General features: G+C 73.4%; 20 protein-coding genes. 6 read left to right on the top strand and 14 right to left on the bottom strand.

Annotation, left to right across the window (positions count from 1 at the left end; translation table 11 throughout):
- The first annotated feature begins 102 nt into the window (after positions 1-102).
- Positions 103-351, top strand: coding sequence for a hypothetical protein (locus ACGF2Y_RS28550; protein ID WP_392953162.1), 249 nt, complete (start codon positions 103-105; stop codon positions 349-351).
- A gap of 188 nt (positions 352-539) precedes the next feature.
- Here the strand turns inward: ACGF2Y_RS28550 and ACGF2Y_RS28545 are convergent, their stop codons facing one another.
- From ACGF2Y_RS28545 to ACGF2Y_RS28505, 9 genes are all read right to left on the bottom strand, one after another.
- Positions 540-1,310, bottom strand: coding sequence for an FkbM family methyltransferase (locus tag ACGF2Y_RS28545; protein ID WP_392953159.1), 771 nt, complete (start codon positions 1,308-1,310; stop codon positions 540-542).
- On the bottom strand, positions 1,307-1,525 hold the full coding sequence (locus tag ACGF2Y_RS28540) for a Trm112 family protein (RefSeq protein ID WP_392953156.1): 219 nt from the start codon (positions 1,523-1,525) through the stop codon (positions 1,307-1,309). Before ACGF2Y_RS28540 ends, ACGF2Y_RS28545 begins: the two co-directional genes overlap by 4 nt.
- A gap of 52 nt (positions 1,526-1,577) precedes the next feature.
- Positions 1,578-2,471, bottom strand: coding sequence for a hypothetical protein (locus ACGF2Y_RS28535; RefSeq protein ID WP_392953153.1), 894 nt, complete (start codon positions 2,469-2,471; stop codon positions 1,578-1,580).
- Between the two features lie 5 nt (positions 2,472-2,476).
- Positions 2,477-3,202 (bottom strand): class I SAM-dependent methyltransferase, encoded by a 726-nt coding sequence (locus tag ACGF2Y_RS28530; RefSeq protein WP_392953150.1) that lies wholly within the window; start codon positions 3,200-3,202, stop codon positions 2,477-2,479.
- Positions 3,199-4,527 (bottom strand): condensation protein, encoded by a 1,329-nt coding sequence (locus tag ACGF2Y_RS28525; protein WP_392953148.1) that lies wholly within the window; start codon positions 4,525-4,527, stop codon positions 3,199-3,201. The genes ACGF2Y_RS28530 and ACGF2Y_RS28525 overlap by 4 nt, the downstream gene beginning before the upstream one ends.
- A complete protein-coding gene (locus ACGF2Y_RS28520) occupies positions 4,527-8,984 on the bottom strand; it encodes an alpha-(1->3)-arabinofuranosyltransferase family protein (protein WP_392953146.1) in 4,458 nt (1,485 codons plus the stop codon). Before ACGF2Y_RS28520 ends, ACGF2Y_RS28525 begins: the two co-directional genes overlap by 1 nt.
- Positions 8,981-9,700, bottom strand: coding sequence for a class I SAM-dependent methyltransferase (locus ACGF2Y_RS28515; RefSeq protein ID WP_392953143.1), 720 nt, complete (start codon positions 9,698-9,700; stop codon positions 8,981-8,983). Before ACGF2Y_RS28515 ends, ACGF2Y_RS28520 begins: the two co-directional genes overlap by 4 nt.
- The gene (locus ACGF2Y_RS28510; RefSeq protein ID WP_392953141.1) at positions 9,697-10,890 is read right to left on the bottom strand and encodes a glycosyltransferase family 4 protein; all 1,194 of its coding nucleotides are present in this window, start codon (positions 10,888-10,890) and stop codon (positions 9,697-9,699) included. The genes ACGF2Y_RS28515 and ACGF2Y_RS28510 overlap by 4 nt, the downstream gene beginning before the upstream one ends.
- Before the next feature lie 267 nt (positions 10,891-11,157).
- Positions 11,158-12,138, bottom strand: a complete 981-nt coding sequence (locus tag ACGF2Y_RS28505; RefSeq protein WP_392953138.1) for a DUF3068 domain-containing protein — start codon at positions 12,136-12,138, stop codon at positions 11,158-11,160.
- A 183-nt stretch (positions 12,139-12,321) separates the two neighbouring features.
- Between ACGF2Y_RS28505 and ACGF2Y_RS28500 the strand changes: the two genes are divergently transcribed.
- Both ACGF2Y_RS28500 and ACGF2Y_RS28495 read left to right on the top strand, forming a co-directional pair.
- A complete protein-coding gene (locus tag ACGF2Y_RS28500; protein ID WP_164494007.1) occupies positions 12,322-12,474 on the top strand; it encodes a hypothetical protein in 153 nt (50 codons plus the stop codon).
- On the top strand, positions 12,471-13,676 hold the full coding sequence (locus tag ACGF2Y_RS28495) for a helix-turn-helix domain-containing protein (RefSeq protein WP_392953135.1): 1,206 nt from the start codon (positions 12,471-12,473) through the stop codon (positions 13,674-13,676). Before ACGF2Y_RS28500 ends, ACGF2Y_RS28495 begins: the two co-directional genes overlap by 4 nt.
- Before the next feature lie 137 nt (positions 13,677-13,813).
- Here the strand turns inward: ACGF2Y_RS28495 and ACGF2Y_RS28490 are convergent, their stop codons facing one another.
- From ACGF2Y_RS28490 to ACGF2Y_RS28480, 3 genes are read right to left on the bottom strand one after another with little or no spacing between them, the layout of a single operon-like run.
- The gene (locus ACGF2Y_RS28490) at positions 13,814-14,599 is read right to left on the bottom strand and encodes a 3-oxoacyl-ACP reductase (RefSeq protein WP_392953133.1); all 786 of its coding nucleotides are present in this window, start codon (positions 14,597-14,599) and stop codon (positions 13,814-13,816) included.
- Positions 14,600-14,604: 5 nt separating this feature from the next.
- Positions 14,605-15,987 carry an aldehyde dehydrogenase family protein gene (locus tag ACGF2Y_RS28485; protein WP_392953130.1) on the bottom strand — a complete coding sequence of 461 codons (1,383 nt, stop codon included), beginning with the start codon at positions 15,985-15,987 and terminating at the stop codon, positions 14,605-14,607.
- A 51-nt stretch (positions 15,988-16,038) separates the two neighbouring features.
- Positions 16,039-17,403, bottom strand: a complete 1,365-nt coding sequence (locus ACGF2Y_RS28480) for a glutamine synthetase family protein (RefSeq protein ID WP_392953128.1) — start codon at positions 17,401-17,403, stop codon at positions 16,039-16,041.
- A gap of 73 nt (positions 17,404-17,476) precedes the next feature.
- Between ACGF2Y_RS28480 and ACGF2Y_RS28475 the strand changes: the two genes are divergently transcribed.
- From ACGF2Y_RS28475 to ACGF2Y_RS28465, 3 genes are all read left to right on the top strand, one after another.
- On the top strand, positions 17,477-18,262 hold the full coding sequence (locus tag ACGF2Y_RS28475) for a FadR/GntR family transcriptional regulator (protein WP_392953125.1): 786 nt from the start codon (positions 17,477-17,479) through the stop codon (positions 18,260-18,262).
- Positions 18,263-18,449: 187 nt separating this feature from the next.
- Positions 18,450-19,919, top strand: a complete 1,470-nt coding sequence (eat, locus tag ACGF2Y_RS28470) for an ethanolamine permease (protein WP_392953123.1) — start codon at positions 18,450-18,452, stop codon at positions 19,917-19,919.
- Positions 19,920-20,000: 81 nt separating this feature from the next.
- A complete protein-coding gene (locus tag ACGF2Y_RS28465) occupies positions 20,001-20,759 on the top strand; it encodes a gamma-glutamyl-gamma-aminobutyrate hydrolase family protein (protein ID WP_392953120.1) in 759 nt (252 codons plus the stop codon).
- A 32-nt stretch (positions 20,760-20,791) separates the two neighbouring features.
- Here the strand turns inward: ACGF2Y_RS28465 and ACGF2Y_RS28460 are convergent, their stop codons facing one another.
- Both ACGF2Y_RS28460 and ACGF2Y_RS28455 read right to left on the bottom strand, forming a co-directional pair.
- On the bottom strand, positions 20,792-21,556 hold the full coding sequence (locus ACGF2Y_RS28460) for a hypothetical protein (RefSeq protein WP_392953118.1): 765 nt from the start codon (positions 21,554-21,556) through the stop codon (positions 20,792-20,794).
- A gap of 105 nt (positions 21,557-21,661) precedes the next feature.
- Positions 21,662-22,243, bottom strand: coding sequence for a TerD family protein (locus ACGF2Y_RS28455; protein WP_392953115.1), 582 nt, complete (start codon positions 22,241-22,243; stop codon positions 21,662-21,664).
- Positions 22,244-22,265 lie beyond the last annotated feature (22 nt).

Below are 22,265 nucleotides of genomic sequence, written 5' to 3'. Positions count from 1 at the left end.
CGGGGTGCGGCAAGGCAGCTCCTCCGGGCGGAAGAGAAGGGTCCGGGCCCGCCCGACGACCTCACAAGCATTCATGAATTGCGCAATAGTTAAACTGTCGCCATGGACAGGAACGACGCGTCACGCTGGGAGCCCGCGGTGCTCCACGGAGGTCCGGCCGACGGGCTGCGCACGAGGGTCGCCGACCGGCCGCACATATTGCAGGTGACCCGCCCCTGCCCGCCGGACGGCCCCGACGCTCCCGACGCCCCCGGCGGTGACGTACAGGTGTCGGCGCTGTACGTCTACCGCCGCGACCCCCACCCGGACAGCGCGCCGCTGCGGTACACCTTCGACGTGGCCAGCCCCTGACCCGCCACCGGAGCCACCCTCCGCCCCGACACCCTCACCGGCTACCGGGCCATCAGCTGACGTACGCACCAAGGGGGCGTGTCGTGCGGGCGCCGAGAAGGCGCCGCACGACGCGACACGCCCCCGGGCATGGCGCGCGAGGTCCCCAGCCGTCCCGTCCGGCCCGCACGTTCGCCGGGACCGTGCCCTCAGGCCGTGCCCGGCGCCCGCCCGTCCGGCAGGAAGAGCACCGAGTTGATGTACCGGTCGCGGTGCGGCACGAGAGCCCGGCGCAGCAGACCCTGGTGCACCAGGTGCTCGGTCCGTGCCTGGTGGGCCACCAGGTCGAACCCGTCCAGCGGAATCCAGCGCCGGCCGGCCAGGAGCCAGCCCGCGTAGCCCTGTCCGGTCAGCAGGTCGACCGCCGGTGCGATCGGGCCGAGCCGGCTCTCCAGCTCGATGAGCAGGGCCGGGCGGTCCTTGCGCAGCAGCTCCGCCGCGCCGAGCAGCGCCGCCCGCTCGCCGCCGTCGACGTCCATCTTCACGAAGCCGACCCCGCGCAGCCCCAGACTGTCGACGGTGACCGACGGCACCTCCAGGCAGTGCGCGTGGATATCGCGGCGCGCCAGCGACGACACCCCCCGGTCGCCCTGGTCGCCCGCCGGGAACCACAGCCGCGCCGTGCCTTCCCGGTCGGTCGCCGCGCCCCGGACCACCCGGGCGTTCGACGGCAGCGTCCGGCGCAGATGCTCGGCCAGATGCGGCACGGGCTCGATGGTGACCACCTCGGCGCAGCGGGCGGCCAGCCGCCGCGACCAGGGGCCGTACCAGCCCCCGATGTCGAGGGCGATGCCGTCCGGCGGGCAGAAGTCGGCGAGCCGCCGGAGCTCGGGCTCGAAGCGCGGATACAGGGCGACGGCGGCGGAGCCGACGAGACGGCCGGGCAGCCGGGACGCCACCGCCGCGGCGAACGTGGTCACGTGGCCGAGGCCTTGAGCCGGGTGAGCAGGCGCTCGTGGTCGTCCGGGGCGACCTTCCGCCCCGATGAGGGCAGCAGTTGCGGGATGCCGTCCACGATGGGGTAACTCAGGCGCAGCCGGGGGTTGTAGAGCGCCTCCTCCTCGGGCAGCAGGGACAGCGGTCCCTTGTCGAGCGGGCAGGCCAGGATGGCGAGCAGCGGGTCGTCGGGGTTCATCGGTACAGCTCCCTCAACTCAGGTGGACCGGACGGCGGATCGGATCCGGGGGTCAGGACGGCACGGCGGGCGGCGGGTCGTGGCGTGGCATGGCCAGCAGGACGGACAGGGCGAGCGCCGTGCCGCCCACCCGCAGGGCCAGCAGCAGCGGATCCTCCGGAAGCGTCTCGCCGAAGGCGAGCGTCCCGAGGACCGCGGTGAACAGACAGGTCACCGTGGTGCACACCGGCACGATGAGGGACGCCCGGCAGCGTTGCAGCGCCGCCTGCGACATCACCAGACCGGCCGCCGCGGTGAACAGCAGCAGATACGGGTACGGGGACCCCAGCAGCGACAGCGCGGCCTCGCCCGGACCGGTGCCGGTCAGGCGGCTGGACGTGCCCTTGATGGCCAGCGAGCTGACCCCGTAGAGCAGACCCACCGCCACTCCGTACCCGATGCCGCTGGTCGGGACCCGGTGCCGGTTGGCCGCCCGGCTCTCGACCCGTACGTACAGCCAGACGCCCGCCGCCAGGGCCGGCAGACAGACCAGGAGCACCAGCGTCCACGGGGCACCGCCGCTCACCACGTCCTCGCCCTCGCGCACCGAGGCCACCACCATCAGCAGGGCGACCAGCACCCCGCCGAGCGCGTAGCGTTCGCGGCCCGTCGACTCCTCGCCGAGCACGGCCGACGACAACAGCAGGAGCAGCACCAGACCGGAGACGAAGATGCCCTGCGCCGCCGCGATCGGCAGCGCGCGGTAGACGACCAGCTGGGCCCCGAACCCGGCTGCCAGCGCCAGCGCGCCGACGATCCACAGCGGGCTGGTCAGCAGCACCCGGATCAGGTGCAGCGGCCGGCCGGCCGACAGCGCGGGCAGGGAGCCGAGGGCCCGCTTCTCCACCACGAACCCCACGCTGTACAGCGCGTTGGCCACCAGCGCCGCGCCGACACCCCACCACACCGTTGCTACCTCCGCCGCGCGTGGGCCAGCAGGATGGAGGCCGCCCCGGGCACCGCGCACGCGGCCCGGTCCAGCAGCCGCAGCGGACGCGGCACCCCGTGGAAGGGGGCGCCCTTGATCGTCACATCGGTGAAGCCGGACGCCGTCAGGAACGAGCGCAGCGCACGGGCCGTGTACAGCCGCAGATGCCCGACCACCTCCGAGCCGGGGCGGCCGTGGATCCCCCGCAGGCTGACCTCCGAGAACACCGGCTGCACCCCGGCGAGCAGCAGCGCCCGGTTGTACCAGGCCGCCAGGTTCGGGGTGGACAGCATCAGATGGCCGCCGGGCCGCAGGACGCGCCGCAGCTCGTCCAGCGCCTGGTCCGGGTCGACGAGATGCTCCAGGATCTCGCTGAACAGCACCGCGTCCGCGCACCCGCCGGCCAGCGGCAGCCCGCCGTGCTCCAGCTCGCCGCGCACCACGAGACCCATCCGGGGCCGGGCCCTGCGCAGCGCGTCCTGCGACCAGTCGACACCGATCAGCTGGTGCCCGGCGAGGATCGGGGCCGCCGTGGCCGCCGCCGTACCGTCGCCGCACCCGATGTCGAGGATCACCTGCCCCGGCGCGGCCAGCGCGTCGGCCAGCAGCCGGGCCTGCCGTCTGCTGCGCCCGTCGCCCGAGGCCACGGGGATCGCCGGGTTCTCGTAGAAGTCCCGCAGCCCGGCCGGGGGAGAGGTGGCGTCGGTCATACGGTCTCCGAGGACGTCGAGGCCAGGTGACGGGTGAACAGCTCGCGCAGGCGCACGCCGTCCTCGTCCCCCAGCAGGGTGCGCGACCAGCGCAGCGCCAGATGCAGCCGGCCGCCCGTGGACGCCGTGGTGAACGTCAGCCCCCGGGGCATCCGGGCCGGCGCGGAGAGCCACACGGCGGTGGCCCGGCCCGCCTCCCCGAAGTCCAGCGGGTAGGGCACCCGGCCGATGTTGCTCAGCAGTGTCGTCGAGGTCCACGGTCCCGCCAGCACCCGCAGCCCCCGGGTGAACGCGGCACGGGCGGCCACCGGCAGCAGCGGCGCGGTCAGCAGGGAAGCGGAACGGCCCAACGGGGGCCGGGGGCGCGCCTTGAGCGCCCGGGTCCGCTCCGCGGTCGCCCGGAGCAGGGCGGCGACGTCCGCCCCGGGCGCCGCCTCCGCGGCGGCGAACCCGACCTCCACCAGACGGGTGCCGTTCCCGATCGGCATCTCGGGCCCCCGGCCGCGGTCGTCGACCGGCATGGTGATCCGCAGCGGCCGACGGTCGGCCCCCGGGGCGCCCTGAGCCCGGTTCCAGTCGGCCACCGTGAGCACGGTGGCCACCATCAGCTGGTCGTTCACCGTGTACGGCGCGCCGGACTCCCGCCGGGGGACCGGCAGTTCGGCCAGCAGCATCGCGTTGCCCGGTACGGGGGACGGCCCCGGCGAGCCTGCCGCGATCCGGGCGGGCCGGGCCAGTGGCGCCGCCGGGGACTCCCCGACGAGCGGCGCGGACGCCGGGCGCGCCGGGGCGGGCGGCGGCGGTGCGCGGTGCGCGCCGTACATCTCGGCGGCCGTCGCCGCCAGCCGCAGACACGCCGGCCCGTCGAGGGCGGCGTGGTGCACGGCGAACACCAGCACACAGCCCTCGCGCCCCGGCTCCTCGACCACCTCCAGCCGCAGCGGCGGCGATGCCGTCAGCGGCGGGGCCTGGTCCAGCGCCCGGGTCCGGGCGCGGGCGAGCGCTCCGGGTCCGGGCATCGGGAAGGAGACCGGGTCCGCGTCGGCGCTCCCGGTCAGCTCCCACTCGTAGCGCCGGGCGAACGGCCCCCGGGGGCGCTCCCGCATCAGCGCCCGGGGGTGCCGGGCCAGCGCCTCGGCGAACGCGGAGCGCAGCCGCCCCTCGTCCACCCGGCCGGGCAGATGGATCTCGATGTGCACCGTGTTCGGCTCGGCGTCCTGCGCGCAGTGCCGGGCCACCTCGTCGACCACCGGGAACGGCACCCGGTCCGGCGGCCCGGACCGGGGCCCGCCGCCCCGCGCCGGTGAGGGCTGCGTGGTCGCCATCAGGTGCTCCCGCCGGGACGGGACGGCGGCTGCTGACCGCCCGGCTGCTGCGCGGAACCGTCACCGCCGGCGCCGTCACGGAAGCCGTCGCCGTTACGACCGTCGCCGTCACGGCCGTGACCCTCCCTGTCACCGTTACGGCCCTCGCCTTCGCCCGCGTCGTATCCGTACCCGACTCCGGGAGAGGGCGGCGGAGGTCCCTGCTGTCGCTTCGCGTCGGTGGACAGCGTCCGGCCCGAGGGCGAGGCGGCCTGCGCCGGGACCGCCGGTGGCGCGCCGCCCGCCGATGCCGGGGCGGCCGTACCCGGGCCACCTGCGGCCCGCCTGCCGAGCGGCCCGCGCCCGACCGTGACCAGAGCGGCGAACAGGCCGACCAGCGCCAGGAACTGGGCCGTCGCACCGAACGCGCCCTCGCCCGCGGCCGTGGTGTCCCCGGTGCCCACCGCCGCGACGACACCCGCGCCGGCCATCGCCGCGAACGCCACCGGCGCGAGCAGCCGAGGCCGGAAGCGGGCGAGTACGGCGAGGAGGGGCACCGCCAGGGCGAGCGGCCCCGCGATCACCACGCCCACCAGGGTGAGGGCAACGGTGCCCAGGACCAGACCCGGTCCCGGCGGAACGGGCTGCTCCTCGGCCGCGTACGGCCCGGCTCCCCGCCGGCGCCCGAAGGCGAGCCCCACGAGCACCAGGAGCAGAGCCCCCGCACCGATCAGACCCACCTGGTAGATCCGGGCAGGCGCGTACTCCAGGGTGACTTTGCCGCCCTCGCCCTCCGGGACCAGCCAGGCCTGCTGCCAGCCGTCGATCCGCAGCGGCGTCAGCTCCTTGCCGTCCAGAGCGGCCTTCCAGCCCGCGTTGTGGTTCTCGTGGATCTGGAGGTAGGAGGCCTCGCCCGCGCCGACCGCGATCGTGCGCCGGTCGCCGTCGCCCCGCTCGACCTCCACTGACCGCGGCGTGCCCGCCCCGGCCTCGGAGGCGCCGTTGCTGAGCGTGACATCGGTGATGGCGAGCGGTCCCGTGTCCCCCGCCTCGACGGTGGTGGACGAGGCGGCCAGCTCCACCGAGCCGTCCTTCGTGCACGGCGTCACCTCGATGGGGCGACGCTGGGTCAGGTCCCGCACCCGCCCCTCGGCCCGGGTCTCCAGGAACGTACCGCCGACGGACAGCACCGGGCCCTTGCCGCAGGGCAGGCTGAAGGACTTGTCCGGGGCGGGCTGCGGCGAGCGGAATTCCTCCAGGGCCGGGATGTAGACCTCGCTCAGGCCGACGGGCAACTGCAACTGGGCGTCGGCGACCGGGTTGTGGACGGTCAGCGGCGCCTGACGCGAGATGGTGATGTCCATCCGGTCGGTCCTGATCGGCGAGAAACGGGCCATGCCGTTCTCGTCCACGGCGGCCACCGCCGTGCCGTCCGGCGAGCTGATCTGCACCTGCTCGGGCCGGGTGGACAGACCGCCGGCCGCCGCGAAGACGATCTCGCCGACCTCCCTCTTCTCCGGCCACGACAGATGCAGTACGGGGCGTTCGCCCGCGATCCACGCCGTGGTCAGATCACCGTCGGTCAGATTGCGCGGACTCAGGCTGGTGCCCAGACGTGCCGTGGAGTCGGCACTCACCTCGATCCGGTCCCGCTCGCCCGTCAGCTCGAACAGCAGCTTGTCCAGGTCATCGCCGGGCACCGGCACCGCACTCGCGGACACCTTGTACGTGCCCGCCTCCTGGGCGGTGAACTGCCGGTGCAGGCCGACCTCGGCCGCCACCGACGACAGACCGCCCGGGTCGCTGCCCCGCCGCAGCGAGTAGACCGTGGAGTCCGCGCCCTCACGCGGCGCGTCGGTGGGCAGCTCCAGCATCCGGGTCACCTGCACCCCGGGGACCGCGATCTCCGTGAACCCGGCGCCGGTGAGCCCGGGACGCCCCTGCTGGGACTCCAGGATCGTCACCTTCAGCCAGGTCGCCTGCCCGGTGGGCGCGGCCACCGTCTGCGTCGAGCCGTCCGGCCGCAGCGGACTGTCGTGGTAGCCCCGCTCGGTCTCGACCCGGACGACGGTCGGCGCGGCCCGCACGTTCGCGCTGGGCAGCGGCGTCACCTGGAGCGAGGCCGGAAGATCGGTCGGGGTGGTGAAGTCGATCCGCACCCACTCGCTCTCGGGCGAGCCCGGGGACCCTTCCGCCCAGCCGGTGTCCGGATTGCCGTCGAAGGCGTTGACCGGGTCGTACTGCGGCAGGTGGAAAAGCCAGTTCCCCACCGACGAGGCGCTGACCTTCTTCGCACCGCGCAGCACGGCGGTGCTCTGGTGCTTCGCGCCGGACGTCGGCAGGATCTGCCGGGGGCTCCGGCCCGGATCCTGCACCGCCTCGGCGGCGTTGCGCTCATCGGCGGTGTACGTGTACGAGGTGTTGGAGTTGACCAGCCCGAACCGGGTGTCGGCGCGCCGCAGCCCGTCGCCCGCCGCGTACAGCGACGGCCGTCCCAGACCCGGGTGCGCGTCACCGGCCAGCACGGCGGGCCGTCCGTCCAGCGCACCGCTCGCCGACAGCGGGAGCAGCGACTCGGGCCCACCGCTCACGACGGCCGTCGCGGCCACCGGAGCCGTACCCGCCCGTCCCGGACGCTCCGTCCCGGCGGGCGGCTCGTAGATCTCCACGGCCCGCTGCCGCGGATAGAGCCCCTCGACCTGCACGGGGGTGTCCGCGGCGATCCGGCCGCCGGTCATCACCGGACCGAACCCGGTCACGCGCCGGTACCCGGACGACTCCAGCGTGCGCTTCACCGTGGTCGTGGGGACATACCCCAACTGGTCGGGATCCAGGTCGTTGCGGACCACCACATAGTGCAGCCCGGCCCGGTTCAGGAACTCGCTCAGCCCCGGAACCTCGCCGCCGGAGGTCAGCGCCTGCTCGACGGCGTCCATCGCCCGCCGGTTGCCCGGGGTGCCGAACGGCACGTAGTCGCGCTGCGCCCACGGCGAGGTGGCCAGCACGTCCAGCGGCTGGTCGATGGGGGAGCCCCAGGTGTAGATGCCGTGCGCGGTCGCGGGGACCACCAGGGCGCGGTCGTTCGCCGAGTTGTCCTTCAGCCAGCCCCCGGTCGTCTCCCAGTACGTGGGCAGCTTCTGGAACGAACCCGCTTGCAGGATCGACCCGTTGACGTACGGCCAGGCGAGACCCGGCAGCACGAGCGCGGCGGCGATCACCGGCGCGAGCCTGCGGGCACGCACCGCGCCGCCGCCGGCGCGCGCGGCGGCGGCCAGGGACGCCACCGAGGTGAGATGCGCGAGCCCCAGGGCCAGGGCGAGGGCCAGACCCGTCTGGAACTTGTAGACGTTCCGGAACGGCACCAGCCACCCGTCCAGCCAGTCCTGCACGGTCCCGTGGAACAGCCCGCCCAGCGCGCCGCCGTACCCGGCGAGCGTGATGAGCGCGACGCTCAGGACGCTCAGCACCAGCCAGCGGCGCTCGGGCAGATCACGCCGCGCCAGTCCCGCCAGCCCCAGGGCGGCGGCGAGCGCCGAGCCGAGGACGGTGACGGTCGCGGTGGCGACGGTCCAGCCGGCGGGCAGCCAGGCCTCGCCGAAGTTCAGATAGCCGACCCAGTTCCCGCCGCCGCGCAGCACCTCGGTCGCCGACATGGTCGTCGTGGTGGTGTACGAGGACTCCACGTACGGCATGAAGTTCTCGCCGAAGGTCCCGAGCAGCAGCAGCGGAACGATCCACCAGGCGGTCGCCAGGATCACGCCCGGGATCCACCAGGCCAGCAGCGCGCGCTTGCGCGGCCCGCCGGGACGGGACAGCAGATATAGCCCCACCGGCAGCAGCGAGGCCAGCGTGGAGGCGGCGTTGACGCCGCCCATCAGCGGGATCAGCAGCGCGGACCGGGCCGCGGCGGTCCTCGGCGCGAGCCGCGGGTTCGTCAGCGGCAGCAGCACCCACGGCAGCAGGGCGCCCGGCAGGGCCGCCGCCGAGGTCGAGCCCACGACGATGGTGTACGTCGGCCACAGCGCGTACACCACCGCACCCAGCAGCCGGGTGGCCGGGGAACCCACGCGCAGCCGCTCCGCCAGCCGGAGCGCACCCCAGAAGGCGGTCGCCACGATCAGCGACAGCCACAGCCGCTCCGCGAGCCAGACCGGCACGTGCAGCAGGTCGGCGGCCCCGTAGTACGGCAGCATCGGGATGGCGTAGCCCACGTACTGGTCGGCGATCCCGCCGAACCCGGCCCGGCTGTGCCACAGCTCGCCCAGATCACCCAGGAAGCGCCAGGGATCCACGACGACGCCGAGCTTGGTGTCGAACGTCATCCGTCCGGGCGACACCGCGAGGAACGCCGCGAACACGGCGGCCCAGAAGCCCAGCAGCCAGCGCCGCGACCGGGGCGGGCCCTCGGGGGAGCCGGACGGCACGGGTCCCGTGCCGTCCGGGGCCGTGGGCCGGGGTGGGTGGACAGCGCTGGTCATGAACACCGCCGGAGGATGAGGAGGAGGTTCCAGGTGGCGAATTCCCGCAGTACGGGGATCCGCGGCACGAGCTGGGGAAGGACGGGCCAGTAGCGCGAGCGTGCGCAGAGGACGGCCACGTCGGAGCGGCCCCGCACATGGCTCAGGGTCTCGCCGACGCCGATCTTGAAGAGGTTCTCGCCGAGCCGGTGCTTGGCCGGGCCGCCGGTGCGCCGCTCGTAGCGGCCCCGGGCGCGCTCGGCGCCGAGGTAGTGCCAGGGCGCCCACTCATGGCCGCCCCACGGGGAGAGCCAGTTGGTGAACGAGAGGTAGATGAGACCACCGGGGCGGGTCACCCGTGCCATCTCGCTGAGGAAGGTGTGCGGATCGGCGACATGCTCCAGCACGTTGGAGGAGAAGCAGACGTCGGCCGTGCCGTCGGCGAGCGGCAGCAGATAACCGTCGGCGACGACGGTGCCCGCGCGCTGACCGGGGCCGATCTCCGCCGGATCCGGTTCGAAGAGGTAGCTGTGCGCGCCGCGCCGCCGGAACTCCCGCGTGAAGTAGCCGTCGCCGCCGCCGATGTCGACGACGATCCTGTCCCGGAGCGGACCGTGCTGTTCGACCTGGTCGGCCGCGTCACGGGCCAGCAGGGTGTATGCCGTGGCGGGGTCGCCCTGTTCGCTCAGGAACGCGCGGAACAGGGCGGCCGACCGCCGGAACGAAGGGTCCTTCACGCGCTCGCGCCGATCGCCGGGGCGGCCTGGCCGTCCGCCGTCGCGGCCGTGGAACCGGCCGCCGCCTCGGCGGCCACCGCCGCGAACCGGCGCACACTGGCGGTCCACCGGTAGTCGGCGGCGCGCTCGCGGGCGGCCTTGCCCATCGCCTCGCGCCGCTCGTCGTCCAGCGCCAGCGCGCACCAGGCGGCGGCGAAGGAGGACGCGCCCCGGGCGAGGATCCCGGTGACGCCGTCCTCGACGGAGTCGCGCAGCCCCGGCACGTCGAAGCCCAGGGTCGGGGTGGACCGGGCCGCGGCCTCCGTGACGACAAGACCCCACCCCTCGACGGCCGCCGGGTGCAGCAGCATCCACGCGGCGCAGAGCAGCCGGTGCTTCTCCGCCTCGGTCACATGACCGGCGAACTCCACACCGGGACCGGCGAGCTGTTCCAGCCGGGCCCGCTCGGGGCCGTCACCGACGATGACGAGCCGGCCGCCGGTGACCGGCCGGACCCGCTCCCAGAGCTGGAGCAGCAGATCGATGCGCTTGTAGTCGACGAGCCGGCCCAGCGCCACGAACAGCGGCGCCTGGGACCTCTCGTTCTGCGGACCCGGCTCCTGGACCCCGTTGTGCACCACCCGGATCCGCCGGTCGGGCACGCCCAGGTCGCGCAGGGCGCCCGCCGTGGACGGGGACACCGCGATCATCAGATGGTCGCGGTAGGCCCGGGACAGGGCCCAGTGTTCGAGCTTGCGCCCGGCACGGGCCACCGGCGCCGGGAAGCGCATGTCCCACAGGTCGGTGTGCACATGGTTGACCAGGCACACCGTGGGCCCGCGGTGCCACAGGGGCGCCAGATAGGGCATGCCGTTGCAGACCTCGACGAGGAGGTCGCACGCCCCGATGTGCCGGGCGAACGCGGACCGCGCGCCGACGTAGTGCCCCAGCGTGCTGCCCGCCGAGACGACCCGGTAGGGCCGGCGGGCTGCCCGCCCGCCGCACAGCAGCGTGACGTCGTGGCCCTGCTCGGTGAGACCCAGGGCCAGCTGGTCCACCAGCAGCTCGGAGCCGCCGGCGGCCGGATTGCCCAGGTCGCGATGGGCGAGGAAGACGATGCGTCTCGGGGTGACGGGGACCGGGGCGGACGCCGGGCCCTGACCCGGGCGTGCGGCGGCGTCGAGCAGTGGGGGAGGTACGTGCTGGGGCATCGGTGCTCCAACTCGGCTCAGGATGCGGGGAATCGGGGAAGCGGTCCACGGGGACGAGGGCCGCGCGCTGCGGGGACGTGCCGAGGGGCAGGCGGGAGAGGTGAGAGAAAGAGGACAGGAGGAGGTGAGGAGAAGGGAGGAGAGGAGAAGAGGGGAGGAGCGGGACGGACGGGGACGAGACCGGGGGGCCGTGCTCTGGTGGGGATAGACAGTTTTCGGCACGGGTACGCGCCCGGCTACTCACCGGTGCAACAACTTGCCGGTAACTCAGGTGTGCGGAATCGTCGTCATGTGAGCATTCGGGGCTTCCGGCTCCGTCCGGCGCCCCCGGACGACGAGGACGACGCCCACGAGGGCGAGCACACCGCCCAGCCCGGCCGCCCCGGCGGGCGCGGTCGTGCCGAGCATCGCCAGCCGGTCGCTGTCCGCCGAAGCGAGTTCGACCTGCTTGAGCTGGGTCTCCTCGGTGAACTCCACCCGCTTGCTCTCCAGCAGCACGACGGCGTCCTTCGTGGAGCCGGGAGCGCGCAGCGTCTTCCTCGGGCCGATCGCCGCGTTGATGATGCGCCCGGTCCGCCGGTCCACGACCAGCTCGATGCCGCTGTTGGAATACCACTCCTCGGCCAGCACCTGGGGGGTCTTCTTCCCCACGAGCAGCCCCGGCACCTGGCGGACCCCGGTCCTGGTGGGCTCCACCTCACCCTTGAAGCGATAGCCGGAGTAGCCCTGAATCTCCTGCTCACCGGCGTAGGAGAGCCGCACCACCCCGCCGAGCGTGCTGTCCCACCAGCGGTAGGAGCGCTTCTCGACGTCGAAGGGAAACTTCAGGTACGCCTCCCCGTCGAACGCCGGGGACTCCTCGCAGCAGTGGACCGGCTCGTTGGTGGTCCGGTCGGTCACCCAGCGCTCCAGCGTCCACTGGAGGGCGTCACGGGGGTCCGAAGCGGGCAGGGTGTCCTGATGGTCGACCGAGGTGGACACGTCCCACACGGCATGGCCGCTCTTCTCGCTGTCGGCCACGTCCCCGCGCACCTGCCGGGTGATCGTGATCGTTCTGCCCTCGACCGTCTTCACCTCGGACGTGTCGAAGTAGCTGCCCGTCCCGGTGAAGACGGTGGTGGTGTCGATGTCGATGGGGGTGCGCTTGGCGTGCGGCTGGACGTACCGGACGAGCAGCGGCGCGAGGACGAGCAGGAAAACCCCTGCTCCCAGCAGGACAAGCGACAGGGGTGAAGCGTTGTGGCGCATCCGGGCACTCCTGGGTCGAATCTCTTCGCGGAGGTGCACGGGCCCCGGGCCGGTCAGCCCTTGAATGGCGTGAACAGTAAGCAAGCCCTTGACGGAATGTCAATGTGCTGTCGACACTGTGTCCCAGCCGGAGGGGCCCGGCTGAAGAGGTGGGGATCTCTCCAGCAAGGAGCTGACCCGACTATGCGCAGACTCATCGCCGCCGCTGTCACCGTCCTGGTGGCCGCGACGCTCGCCGTTGGTGCGGCGGTCGGTGTCGTGGCACTGCTCGACGCCACCCCCGACCAGCCCAATACGCCTCTGATCAGCTATGACACCGGTCCGGCAGCTCCATGACGCGGCTCGCCTGGCAGCAGGTCCCCCGGCAGAAGCTCGACCGCTTCGAGGAGATCGCCCGGTCCGAGGCCCCGGAGCTCGCCCAGACGATCCTGCACCAGATTCGCCAGGAATATCCCTATCTGCACCTGGTGGAGGGCGAGTCCGGGGAGCCGCTGGCCCTCGTCGGGATCCGCCGCGCCATCGAGGGCTTCGTCCACAACCTCACCGCCGGCGCCCACCCCCGGGTGCCGCCGGAGATGTTCCAGGAGTTCGGGCGGGGCGAGGGGCTGGAGGGCCGCAGCCTCGACGCGCTCCAGGCCATCTATCGCCTCGGGGTCCGGCTCACCTGGCGCCGGCTCGCCGAGATCGGCCAGCAGGCCGACATCCCCGCGCCCGCCATGTACGAGCTGGCCGAATCGGGCTTCGAGTATCTGGACGGGCTCGTGGAACAGTCGGTACGGGGCTACGCCGAGGCGGCGGCCCGGCGCGCCAGTGAACGGCTCCGCCTCCAGCGCCAGCTGATCGAGCTCCTGCTGATGGAACACCGCGGCGACGTGTCCATGGCCCTGGCCGAGCGGGCCGCCCGCATCGGCTGGGAGCTGCCGGAGACGATCGCCGTGGGCGTGCTCATGCGCCCGGCCCGCGAGGCCGTCGCCCCCGCGGTGGGGCAGGGCATCCTGCTGGAGATGGAGAGCGAGCAGCCGCGCATCGTCATCCCGGATCCGGACACGGCGGGCCGTGCGGACACCCTGCGGCGCGCCACGGCCGGCTGGTCCGGGGCGATCGGCCCGCCGGTCCCGCTGGCGGCGGCGGCGACCTCCCTGCGCTGGGCCGAGACCGCGGTCCAGCTGATCAAGAAGGGCCTGCTGCCGCAGGGCGAGGTGCTGCACTGCACCGAGCAGACGGAGGAGCTGCTGCTGCTTCCCGCCCAGGAGCTGATCGACGCCGCCGCCCGCCGCTGCCTCGCCCCGCTGGACGGACTCGGCCCGACCCAGGCGCGGCGCCTGGCCGAGACGCTGCTCGCCTGGATCGAGACCCCCGGCGGCGCCCCCGAGGTGGCTGCCCGCCTCGGCGTCCACCCCCAGACGGCCCGCTACCGGCTGCGGCAGATCCGCGAACTGTGGGGCGAAGCCATCGACGAACCGGACCAGCGCTTCGAGATGCTCCTGGCGCTCCGGGCCCGCCGCCTCCGGGGCGATGCGGCCCCGGAGGCGGGCTGAACGACGGGCGGCCGGACCGTCCCAGGGCGCCCGGCCCGCCGGGGCCGTCAGAAGAGGCGTCGGGATCGGACCGGGGCCGGGATCGGACCGGGGCCGGGATCGGACCGGGGCCGGGATCGGACCGGGGCCGGTCCGGGTCAGACCGGGGTGACGTACGCCCCCGCGATCCCGCCGTCGACCAGGAAGTCCGTGGCGTTCACGAACGAGGAGTCGTCGCTCGCCAGGAACGCGACGGCGGCGGCGATCTCGGTCGGCTCGGCGAACCGGCCGACCGGGATGTGCACCAGACGTCGGGCGGCCCGCTCCGGATCCTTGGCGAACAGCTCCTGGAGCAGCGGGGTGTTGACCGGGCCGGGGCACAGGGCGTTCACCCGGATGCCGTCGCGCGCGAACTGCACCCCCAGCTCGCGCGACATCGCCAGCACCCCGCCCTTGGACGCGGTGTACGAGATCTGCGAGGTGGCCGCGCCCATCCGGGCCACGAACGAGGCCGTGTTGATGATGGAGCCCCTGTGCTGCGCGCGCATGTAGGGGATGGCGGCCTTGCAACAGAGGTACACGGAGGTCAGGTTGACCTCCTGCACCCGCCGCCAGGCCTCCAGACCGGTGTCCAGGATCGAGTCGTCCTCCGGCGGCGAGATCCCCGCGTTGTTGAACGCGATGTCGACCGAGCCGTAGGTGTCGAACGCGGCCTTGAAGAGGGCGTCCACCTGCTCGGCGTCGGTGACGTCGGTACGGACGAAGAGCCCGCCCGCCTCCTCGGCGGCGGCCTTGCCCCGCTCCTCGTCCACATCGGCGCAGACGACGTGCGCGCCCTCGGCGGCCAGCCGCCGCACGGTGGCCAGGCCGATGCCGCTGCCGGCTCCGGTGACGACGGCGGTGCGGCCGACCAGGCGGCGGCAGACGGAAGAAGTGTCGGTCATGGTGCTCAGGCCTCCGTGCTGATGAAGACGTTCTTGGTTTCGGTGAAGGCGGCGAGGGCGTCCGGGCCGAGCTCGCGGCCCAGGCCCGACTGCTTGTAGCCGCCGAAGGGGGTCGAATAACGCACACTGGAATGCGAGTTGACGGAGAGGTTGCCCGCCCGCAGCCCCTGTCCGACGCGCAGCGCGCGGCCGACGTCCCGGGTCCAGACCGAGCCGGCGAGTCCGTATTCGGTGGCGTTGGCGAGGCGCAGCGCGTCCTGTTCGTCCTCGAACGGCAGGACCACCGCGACCGGCCCGAAGACCTCCTCGACGGCCACCGGCGCATCGGGCGAGACCCCGGTGAGGACGGTCGGCGGATACCAGAACCCGGGGCCCTCGGGGGCCGTTCCGAGGATGGTCCGGGTGCCGCCGGCTTGCCGGCCGCCGTCGACGAGGCCCCGGACCCGGTCCCGCTGGACGGCCGAGATCAGTGGCCCCATCTGGGTCTTCTCGTCGGCCGGGTCGCCCACCACCACGGCGGACACGGCCGGGACGAGCAGGTCGAGGAAGCGGTCGTACACGGACCGCTCGACCAGGATCCGGGTGCGGGCGCAGCAGTCCTGACCGGCGTTGTCCAGGAAGGACATCGGGGCGGCCGCCGCCGCGGCCTCCACATCGGCGTCGGCGAAGACGACGTTGGGGCTCTTGCCGCCCAGCTCCAGGGTGAGCCGCTTCACGCGCTCCGCGCAGCGGGTCATGATGTGCTTGCCGGTCCGGGTGGAGCCGGTGAACACGATCTTCGCGACGCCCGGGTGCTCGACCAGGGCGCTTCCGGCCACCGGCCCCTCGCCCGGCAGCGCCTGGAACAGCCCCTCGGGAAGGCCTGCCTCCAGGGCGAGTTCGGCCAGCCGGAGGGCGGTGAGCGGGGTCGTCTCGGCGGGCTTGAGGAGGACGGCGTTGCCCGCCGCGAGGGCCGGGGCGAGACCCCAGGCGGCGATCGGCATCGGGAAGTTCCACGGGGCGATGACGCCGACGACGCCCAGCGGCTCCAGGACCGTGAAGTCGATGCCGCCCGCCACCGGGATCTGCCGGCCGAGAAGCCGTTCGGCCCCGCCCGCGCTGTAGTCGAGGAGATCGCGTACGTTGCCCGCCTCCCACCGGGCGTTGCCGATGGTGTGGCCGGCCTCGCGGACCTCCAGCCGGGCCAGTTCCTCGACGTGTTCGTCGACGACGACGGCGAAGCGGCGCAGCAGGCGGGCCCGGTCGGCGGGCGCGGCGGCCGCCCAGCGGCGCTGGGCCGCGGCGGCTCGGACGACGGCGGCGTCCACATCGGCGGCGGAGGCTGCGGGGACGGTGGCGACGACCTCGGCGGTCGCCGGGTTCAGGACGTCCAGGGTGGGCTGTGACACGTACGGACCCCGATCACGGAAGCTGGTGGTGGCGCGGAGGTGTGCTGGCTGTCAGAGGCGTTCGAAGGAGCGGCGCAGCTCCCAGTCGGTCACCGCGGAGTCGTAGGCGGTCAGTTCGATCCGGGCCATGTTCAGGTAGTGCGCGACGACCTCCTCGCCGAACGCCTCCTTGGCGATGGGGCTGGCCTCCCACAGCTCGGCCGCCTCGCGCAGGGTCGTCGGCACCTGGTCGTAGTCCCCGGTGTACGCGTTGCCCGTACAGGCCTCGGGCAGCGGCAGCCGGTGCTCGACCCCGTACAGTCCGGCGGCGACCAGACCGGCGACGGCCAGATGCGGGTTGACGTCCCCGCCGGGCAGCCGGTTCTCGAAGCGCATCGAGCGTCCGTGGCCGACGACCCGCAGGGCGCAGGTGCGGTTGTCGACGCCCCAGGCGACGGCGGTGGGGGCGAAGGAGCCGGGCTGGAAGCGTTTGTAGGAGTTGATGTTGGGCGCGTAGAGGAGGGAGAAGTCCCGCAGGGCGGCGAGCTGACCGGCCAGGAAATGCCGCATCAGCTCGGACATGCCGTCCGGGCCCTCGCCCGCCATCACGTTCTCGCCGTCCTCGTCGGTCAGCGAGAGATGGATGTGGCAGGAGTTGCCCTCGCGCTCGTCGTACTTGGCCATGAAGGTCAGCGAGGAGCCCTCCTGGGCCGCGATCTCCTTGGCGCCCGTCTTGTAGACGGCGTGCTGGTCGCAGGTGGTCAGCGCCTCGTCGTAGCGGAAGACGATCTCGTGCTGACCGGGATTGCACTCGCCCTTGGCGGACTCGACGGTCAGCCCGGCCTCCTGCATCTCGTTACGGATCCGGCGCAGCAGCGGCTCGATGCGTCCCGTGCCGAGGATCGAGTAGTCGATGTTGTACTGGTTGGCCGGGGTCAGCCCGCGGTAGTCGCGGTCCCAGGCCTCCTCGTAACTGTCCCGGAAGACGATGAACTCCAGCTCCGTGCCGACCTGGGCGGTGTGGCCGAGCTCCGCCAGCCGGTCGAGCTGGCGGCGCAGGATCTGACGCGGGGCCGCCACCACCGGACTGCCGTCGTGCCAGGCGAGATCCGCGATCAGCAGGGCGGTCCCCTCGTGCCAGGGGACGGGGCGCAGGGTGGCGGCGTCGGGGACCATGCCGAAGTCGCCGTAACCGTTCTCCCACGAGGACATCGCGTAACCGTCGACGGTCCGCATCTCGGTGTCCACGGCCAGGAGGTAGTTGCAGCCCTCGGTCCCGTGCTCCAGTACCTCGTCGAGGAAGAACCCGGCCGCGAACCGCTTCCCCTGAAGCCGGCCCTGCATGTCCGGAAAGGCCAGCACCACGGTGTCTATCGATCCGTCCGCGACACGTGAGCGGAGCTCGTCGACGCCGAGCGGGGGTGTGCGGTCTGCCACGGGATGCCTCCTTGGGTGAACCGGGAGGCTTAAGGTATGACAGAGAACCATTGCTTGGGAAGGGGATCCGCCAGTGGTCACGAGGGGAAGATCGGACGACACCCGTCCGGCGGCAGGGGCAGGGGCGGCGGGGGAGGAGTACGGCGTCCCGGCCGGCCGGCCGGTCTCCGTGCTGCGACCGGTCCGCGCGGGCAACGGCTTCGAGGAGGCGCTGGAGCAGATCCTCCAGCTCCTGCGCCTCGGCCTCGTCCCGCCGGGTGAACGCCTGCCGCCCGAGCGTGAGTTGTCCCAGCACCTGACGATCAGCAGAGTGACCCTGCGCGAGGTCCTCAAGGTCCTCCAGGACCAGGGCATGGTCGAGAGCCGCCGCGGCCGCTACGGAGGAACATTCGTCCTGCCGCGCACCACCGCCCCCGACGGCAGCGACGAGCTGCGCCGCCGCATCGCCGCCGTCGACGTGGAGGACACCCTGCGCTTCCGCGAGGTGCTGGAGGCCGGAGCGGCGGGCCTGTGCGCCGAGGGGCTCCCGGCGGACGGCGAGACGCGGCTGCGCGCCGCGCTCGACGCGACGCGGGGCGCCCGGCTGGAGGACTACCGCCGCCAGGACACCCTGCTCCACCTCACGCTCGCCGAACTCTCCGGGACCCGCACGCTCGCCGCCCAGTACGCGGCGGTCCGGGCCACCCTCAACGAACTGCTCGACTGCATCCCGCTGCTGGTGCGCAACCTGGAACACTCCCAGCGGCAGCACGCGGCCGTCGTCGAGGCGGTGCTCGACCGGGACGCGGACGCGGCACGCGAGATGATGCGCGAGCACTGCGGCGGTACGGCGGCGCTGCTGCGCGGCTTCCTCTCCTGAGCCGCCCCCGGGCGGTGACCGGGCCGCGAGCCGAATCCGTAACCACTCGTTAACGCACGCCCCTTGCCATACCCCCCGATGTTCCACAAAGGTGTGCCGACGAACCTTTGGTCGGCGCAGTCCCGTCGATGACGAGGTTCCATCGAGGCAGTCCCATCGACGAGGTCGACAGACATCTGGAGCGCTCATGGCTCAGGGAACCGAAACACCCGCCGGCCCACCCGGTGACGCGAGCCCGGGAGTGTCCGGCACGGACGCGTATCTGCACCGCCGGACCCTGCGCCGGGGCAGCGCCGGCTGGCTCCTGCTGACCGGGCTCGGCGTCGCCTACGTCGTCTCCGGCGACTTCTCCGGCTGGAACATCGGCCTGTCCAAGGGCGGATTCGGCGGGCTCGCCGCAGCCATGGTCCTGATGGGCGTCATGTACGCGTGTCTGGTCTTCGCGCTGGCCGAGCTCTCCGCCATCCTGCCCACGGCGGGCGGCGGTTACGGCTTCGCCCGGCGGGCGCTCGGCACCCGGGGAGGTTTCCTGACCGGCACGGCCATCCTCATCGAGTACATCCTCGCCCCCGCCGCCATCGCCCTCTTCATCGGCGACTACGTCGAATCGCTCGGCCTGTTCGGACTCACCTCCGGCTGGCCCGTCTATCTCGCCTGCTTCGCGATCTTCATCGGCATCCACCTCTGGGGAGTGGGCGAGGCGCTCCGCTTCAGCCTGGTGGTGACCGTCATCGCGGTGGCCGCGCTGCTGATCTTCGCCGTCGGCGCGTTCACCGAGTTCGACGCGGGCCGCCTCGACGACATCCCGGCGGACCCCACCGCCTTCGGCTCCAACTCCTGGCTGCCGTACGGACTTCTCGGCATCTGGGCGGCGTTCCCGTTCGGCATGTGGTTCTTCCTCGGCGTGGAGGGCGTGCCGCTCGCCGCCGAGGAGGCCAAGGACCCCGTCCGCTCGATGCCGAAGGCCCTGGCCATCTCGCTCGCCGTGCTGGTCTTCCTGGCCGTCATCACCTTCGTCTCCGCCACCGGCGCCCAGGGCGCCAACGCCATCAAGGAGGCCGGGAACCCCCTCGTGGTGGCCCTGCAGGGCGCCGGCGAGCCGACCGCCCTGAGCCGCTTCGTGAACTACGCGGGCCTCGCCGGCCTGGTGGCGTCCTTCTTCTCCCTGATCTTCGCCGGATCCCGTCAGCTGTTCGCCCTCTCCCGGGCCGGCTACCTGCCGCGCTTCCTGTCGCTGACCAACCGCCGCAAGTCCCCCTACCTGGGCCTGCTGATCCCCGGCCTCATCGGGTTCACACTCGCCGCCTGGAGCGGCGACGGCGGCCGGATGCTGAACGTCGCCGTCTTCGGCGCCACGATCAGCTACGCCCTCATGGCGCTCTCCCACCTGGTGCTGCGCCGCCGCGAACCGGAGCTGCCGCGCCCCTACCGCACCCCCGGCGGCGCGCTCACCTCGTCCGTGGCGTTCGTTCTGGCATGCTCGGCCCTGGTGGCGACCTTCCTGGTGGACCGCGACGCGGCGTTCATCGCGCTCGGCGTGTACGTGGTGGCGCTGGCCTACTTCGCCTTCTACAGCCGCCACCGGCTGGTCGCGGGAGCCCCCGAGGAGGAGTTCGCCGCACTGGCACAGGCCGAGGCCGAACTCGCCCGCGACTGAGCCCGCCCCCGTTCGAGGCGACGCCCCCCCGAGGCCCCGCACCGAGCACCGAGAGCACCCCGACCCGAAGGAGTCCGTTCCATGCCCCGGCCCGTCATCGGCATCAGCACCTACCAGGACCCGGCCCGCTGGGGTGTGTGGGAGATGCCCGCGGTGCTGCTGCCCGCCGGCTATCCCCGCCTCGTCCGGGCGGCGGGCGGACTCGCGGTACTGCTGCCCCCCGACGATGCCCAGGACGCGGCCCGGGACACCGTCGCCGCCCTGGACGGGCTGGTGATCGCCGGGGGCGCGGACATCGAACCGGCGCGTTACGGGGCGGTCGCCGACCCCCGTACCGGCCCCCCGGCCCGCGAACGCGACACCTGGGAACTGGCGTTGATTCGGGCGGCGATCGAACGGCAGGTCCCGTTGCTCGGCATCTGCCGGGGCATGCAACTGCTGAACGTCGCCCTCGGCGGCACCCTGCACCAGCACCTGGACGACCACACCGGCGGCCCCGGCGTCTTCACCGGCCACCCCGTGACCCCCGTGCCCGGCACCGCGTACGCGCACGCCGTACCGGAGACCGCCGTGGTGCCCGCCTACCACCACCAGGCGGTCGACCGCCTGGGCGCCGGCCTGGTGGCCTCGGCCCACGCGCCCGACGGGACCGTGGAGGCCCTGGAACTCCCCGGGCACGGGAGCCTGGTGCTCGGTGTGCAGTGGCACCCGGAGGCGGGTGAGGACACCCGGGTCATGGCCGCCCTGGTCCGGGCCGCCGGGGGACGAGCCGCCGGGGGACGGACGGGCCCGCCCGATGCCCGTCCCGCCGCCGAAGCGCCGGTACGAGCCATGAGCTGACCCGACCGGGGCAGGGGGCAGGAGCAGGGGCCTCAGTGGTGGGTGCCGGGGCCACCGGGGGCGGGCAGCCCGGACCTGACGGAGCCCTCGAACCCCGGACCGGAGAAGTCGGGTCCCGCGAACGCCGGCGAGCTGAAGCGGGAGCCGGGGCCGTCGCCCGCACCCGGTGGGGGCACCGTCGCCCCGGAGAGCTCCTGGAGGAGGAACGGCCGGATCCCCCGGTCGCGCAGCGCCGCGAGCCACACCGCGCGGGCGGCCTCGAGAGCCGGGGACCGGTCGGGCACGGCCGTCGTGCCGTCCGCCGACTGCTTCGCCGCCGTGCGGTAGAGGGCGACGACGCTGACCAGGCCCGCGACCGCCGCGAGAACCAGACTGAACCAGCCGACGCCGACGAGGGTGTCCGCCGGCGCCGGCAGGGCGTCGGCGAACCGCAGCCCGTACCCGAGGAACAGGAACGTCACCGCGGCCACGGCGGCGAGCACCGGCGTCAGCACCCCGAGAACCGCCAGCACCCCGGCGCCCGGCCGCTCCTGATCGCCGGGTCCGGAGAGCGGCGCCGTCCCGGCGTCCCGTCGCCCTCCGTGAGCCTCCCGCCGCAGGGCCGCGTACCGGCGGTGCTCGGCGTCGGCGGCCGCGGTCGTGCGCGCGACGGCCGCCAGACCCCGGACACGCAGCCGGCCGCCGGGGACTCCCGAGCTTTCGAGCAGGCGCCGGATCTCCGGGGAGGCGATCACCTCGTCGAGTGCGCTCGCGTAGTCGGATCTGTCCTCGTCCCCGAGCCGGGAAGGTCTGCCCATGTGTCCCTCGGTCGATACCCGTGTGGTGAGGCGTTCCGCCCGCCGCACCGCAGGGGCGCGCGCGTGCCACGCGCGCGCCCCCGGCGGTTTGCCGGCGAGAGGTTCCTAGAGGTGCTGCACGACCGCGGGCATGAGGTCCTGGAAGGTCCGCCCGTCCGCGGCCGCGCCGATCGCGGTCATCTGCCAGCCCGAGCCGGTCCGCTGGACCTTGGCCATGATCTGGGCGGTGTGCCGCCCGCCACCGGTCAGGGTGTACCGGGCCAGCTCCTGGCCGTTGCTCTCGTCGACCAGACGGCAGAAGGCCGCCTCGACCTCCTCGAAGGTCTGGCCGGTGAACGAGTTCACCGTGAAGACGATCTGGTCCACATGGACCGGCACGCGCCGCAGGTCGACGACGATGGACTCGTCGTCGCCGCCCTCGCCCGCCCCGCCGACCCGGTTGTCCCCGGTGTGCTGGACCGAACCGTCGTCGCTGGTCAGGTGCTGGAAGAAGACGACGTCCTGCGGATCCGGGCCCGCGAAGAGCACCGCCGAGGCGTCCAGGTCGATCTCGCGGGCGGTCAGCCGCGCCAGGAATCCCTTACGGGGAGCGGACTTCCAGCCCAGCCCCATCCGTACGACGCCGAGCTCGCCGCCGCCGGATTTGGTGAGGCTGACCTGCTGCCCCTTGGTGAGGTTGATCGTCATCGTTTCCGCCTTCGGTGACTGT

Source organism: Streptomyces sp. NPDC048142, from assembly GCF_043202835.1.
Taxonomy (GTDB): domain Bacteria; phylum Actinomycetota; class Actinomycetes; order Streptomycetales; family Streptomycetaceae; genus Streptomyces.
The sequence above is the reverse complement of the archived record's forward strand: the minus strand, read 5'-3'. Positions and strand labels throughout refer to the sequence as shown.

Bases quoted from the DNA above. Each gene is read 5' to 3' on its own strand.
- ACGF2Y_RS28550 (WP_392953162.1), top strand. From the start codon at position 103: ATGGACAGGAACGACGCGTCACGCTGGGAGCCCGCGGTGCTCCACGGA.
- ACGF2Y_RS28540 (WP_392953156.1), bottom strand. From the start codon at position 1,525: ATGAACCCCGACGACCCGCTGCTCGCCATCCTGGCCTGCCCGCTCGAC.
- ACGF2Y_RS28530 (WP_392953150.1), bottom strand. From the start codon at position 3,202: ATGACCGACGCCACCTCTCCCCCGGCCGGGCTGCGGGACTTCTACGAG.
- ACGF2Y_RS28525 (WP_392953148.1), bottom strand. From the start codon at position 4,527: ATGGCGACCACGCAGCCCTCACCGGCGCGGGGCGGCGGGCCCCGGTCC.
- ACGF2Y_RS28520 (WP_392953146.1), bottom strand. From the start codon at position 8,984: ATGACCAGCGCTGTCCACCCACCCCGGCCCACGGCCCCGGACGGCACG.
- ACGF2Y_RS28510 (WP_392953141.1), bottom strand. From the start codon at position 10,890: ATGCCCCAGCACGTACCTCCCCCACTGCTCGACGCCGCCGCACGCCCG.
- ACGF2Y_RS28505 (WP_392953138.1), bottom strand. From the start codon at position 12,138: ATGCGCCACAACGCTTCACCCCTGTCGCTTGTCCTGCTGGGAGCAGGG.
- ACGF2Y_RS28500 (WP_164494007.1), top strand. From the start codon at position 12,322: ATGCGCAGACTCATCGCCGCCGCTGTCACCGTCCTGGTGGCCGCGACG.
- ACGF2Y_RS28495 (WP_392953135.1), top strand. From the start codon at position 12,471: ATGACGCGGCTCGCCTGGCAGCAGGTCCCCCGGCAGAAGCTCGACCGC.
- ACGF2Y_RS28490 (WP_392953133.1), bottom strand. From the start codon at position 14,599: ATGACCGACACTTCTTCCGTCTGCCGCCGCCTGGTCGGCCGCACCGCC.
- eat (WP_392953123.1), top strand. From the start codon at position 18,450: ATGGCTCAGGGAACCGAAACACCCGCCGGCCCACCCGGTGACGCGAGC.
- ACGF2Y_RS28465 (WP_392953120.1), top strand. From the start codon at position 20,001: ATGCCCCGGCCCGTCATCGGCATCAGCACCTACCAGGACCCGGCCCGC.
- ACGF2Y_RS28460 (WP_392953118.1), bottom strand. From the start codon at position 21,556: ATGGGCAGACCTTCCCGGCTCGGGGACGAGGACAGATCCGACTACGCG.
- ACGF2Y_RS28455 (WP_392953115.1), bottom strand. From the start codon at position 22,243: ATGACGATCAACCTCACCAAGGGGCAGCAGGTCAGCCTCACCAAATCC.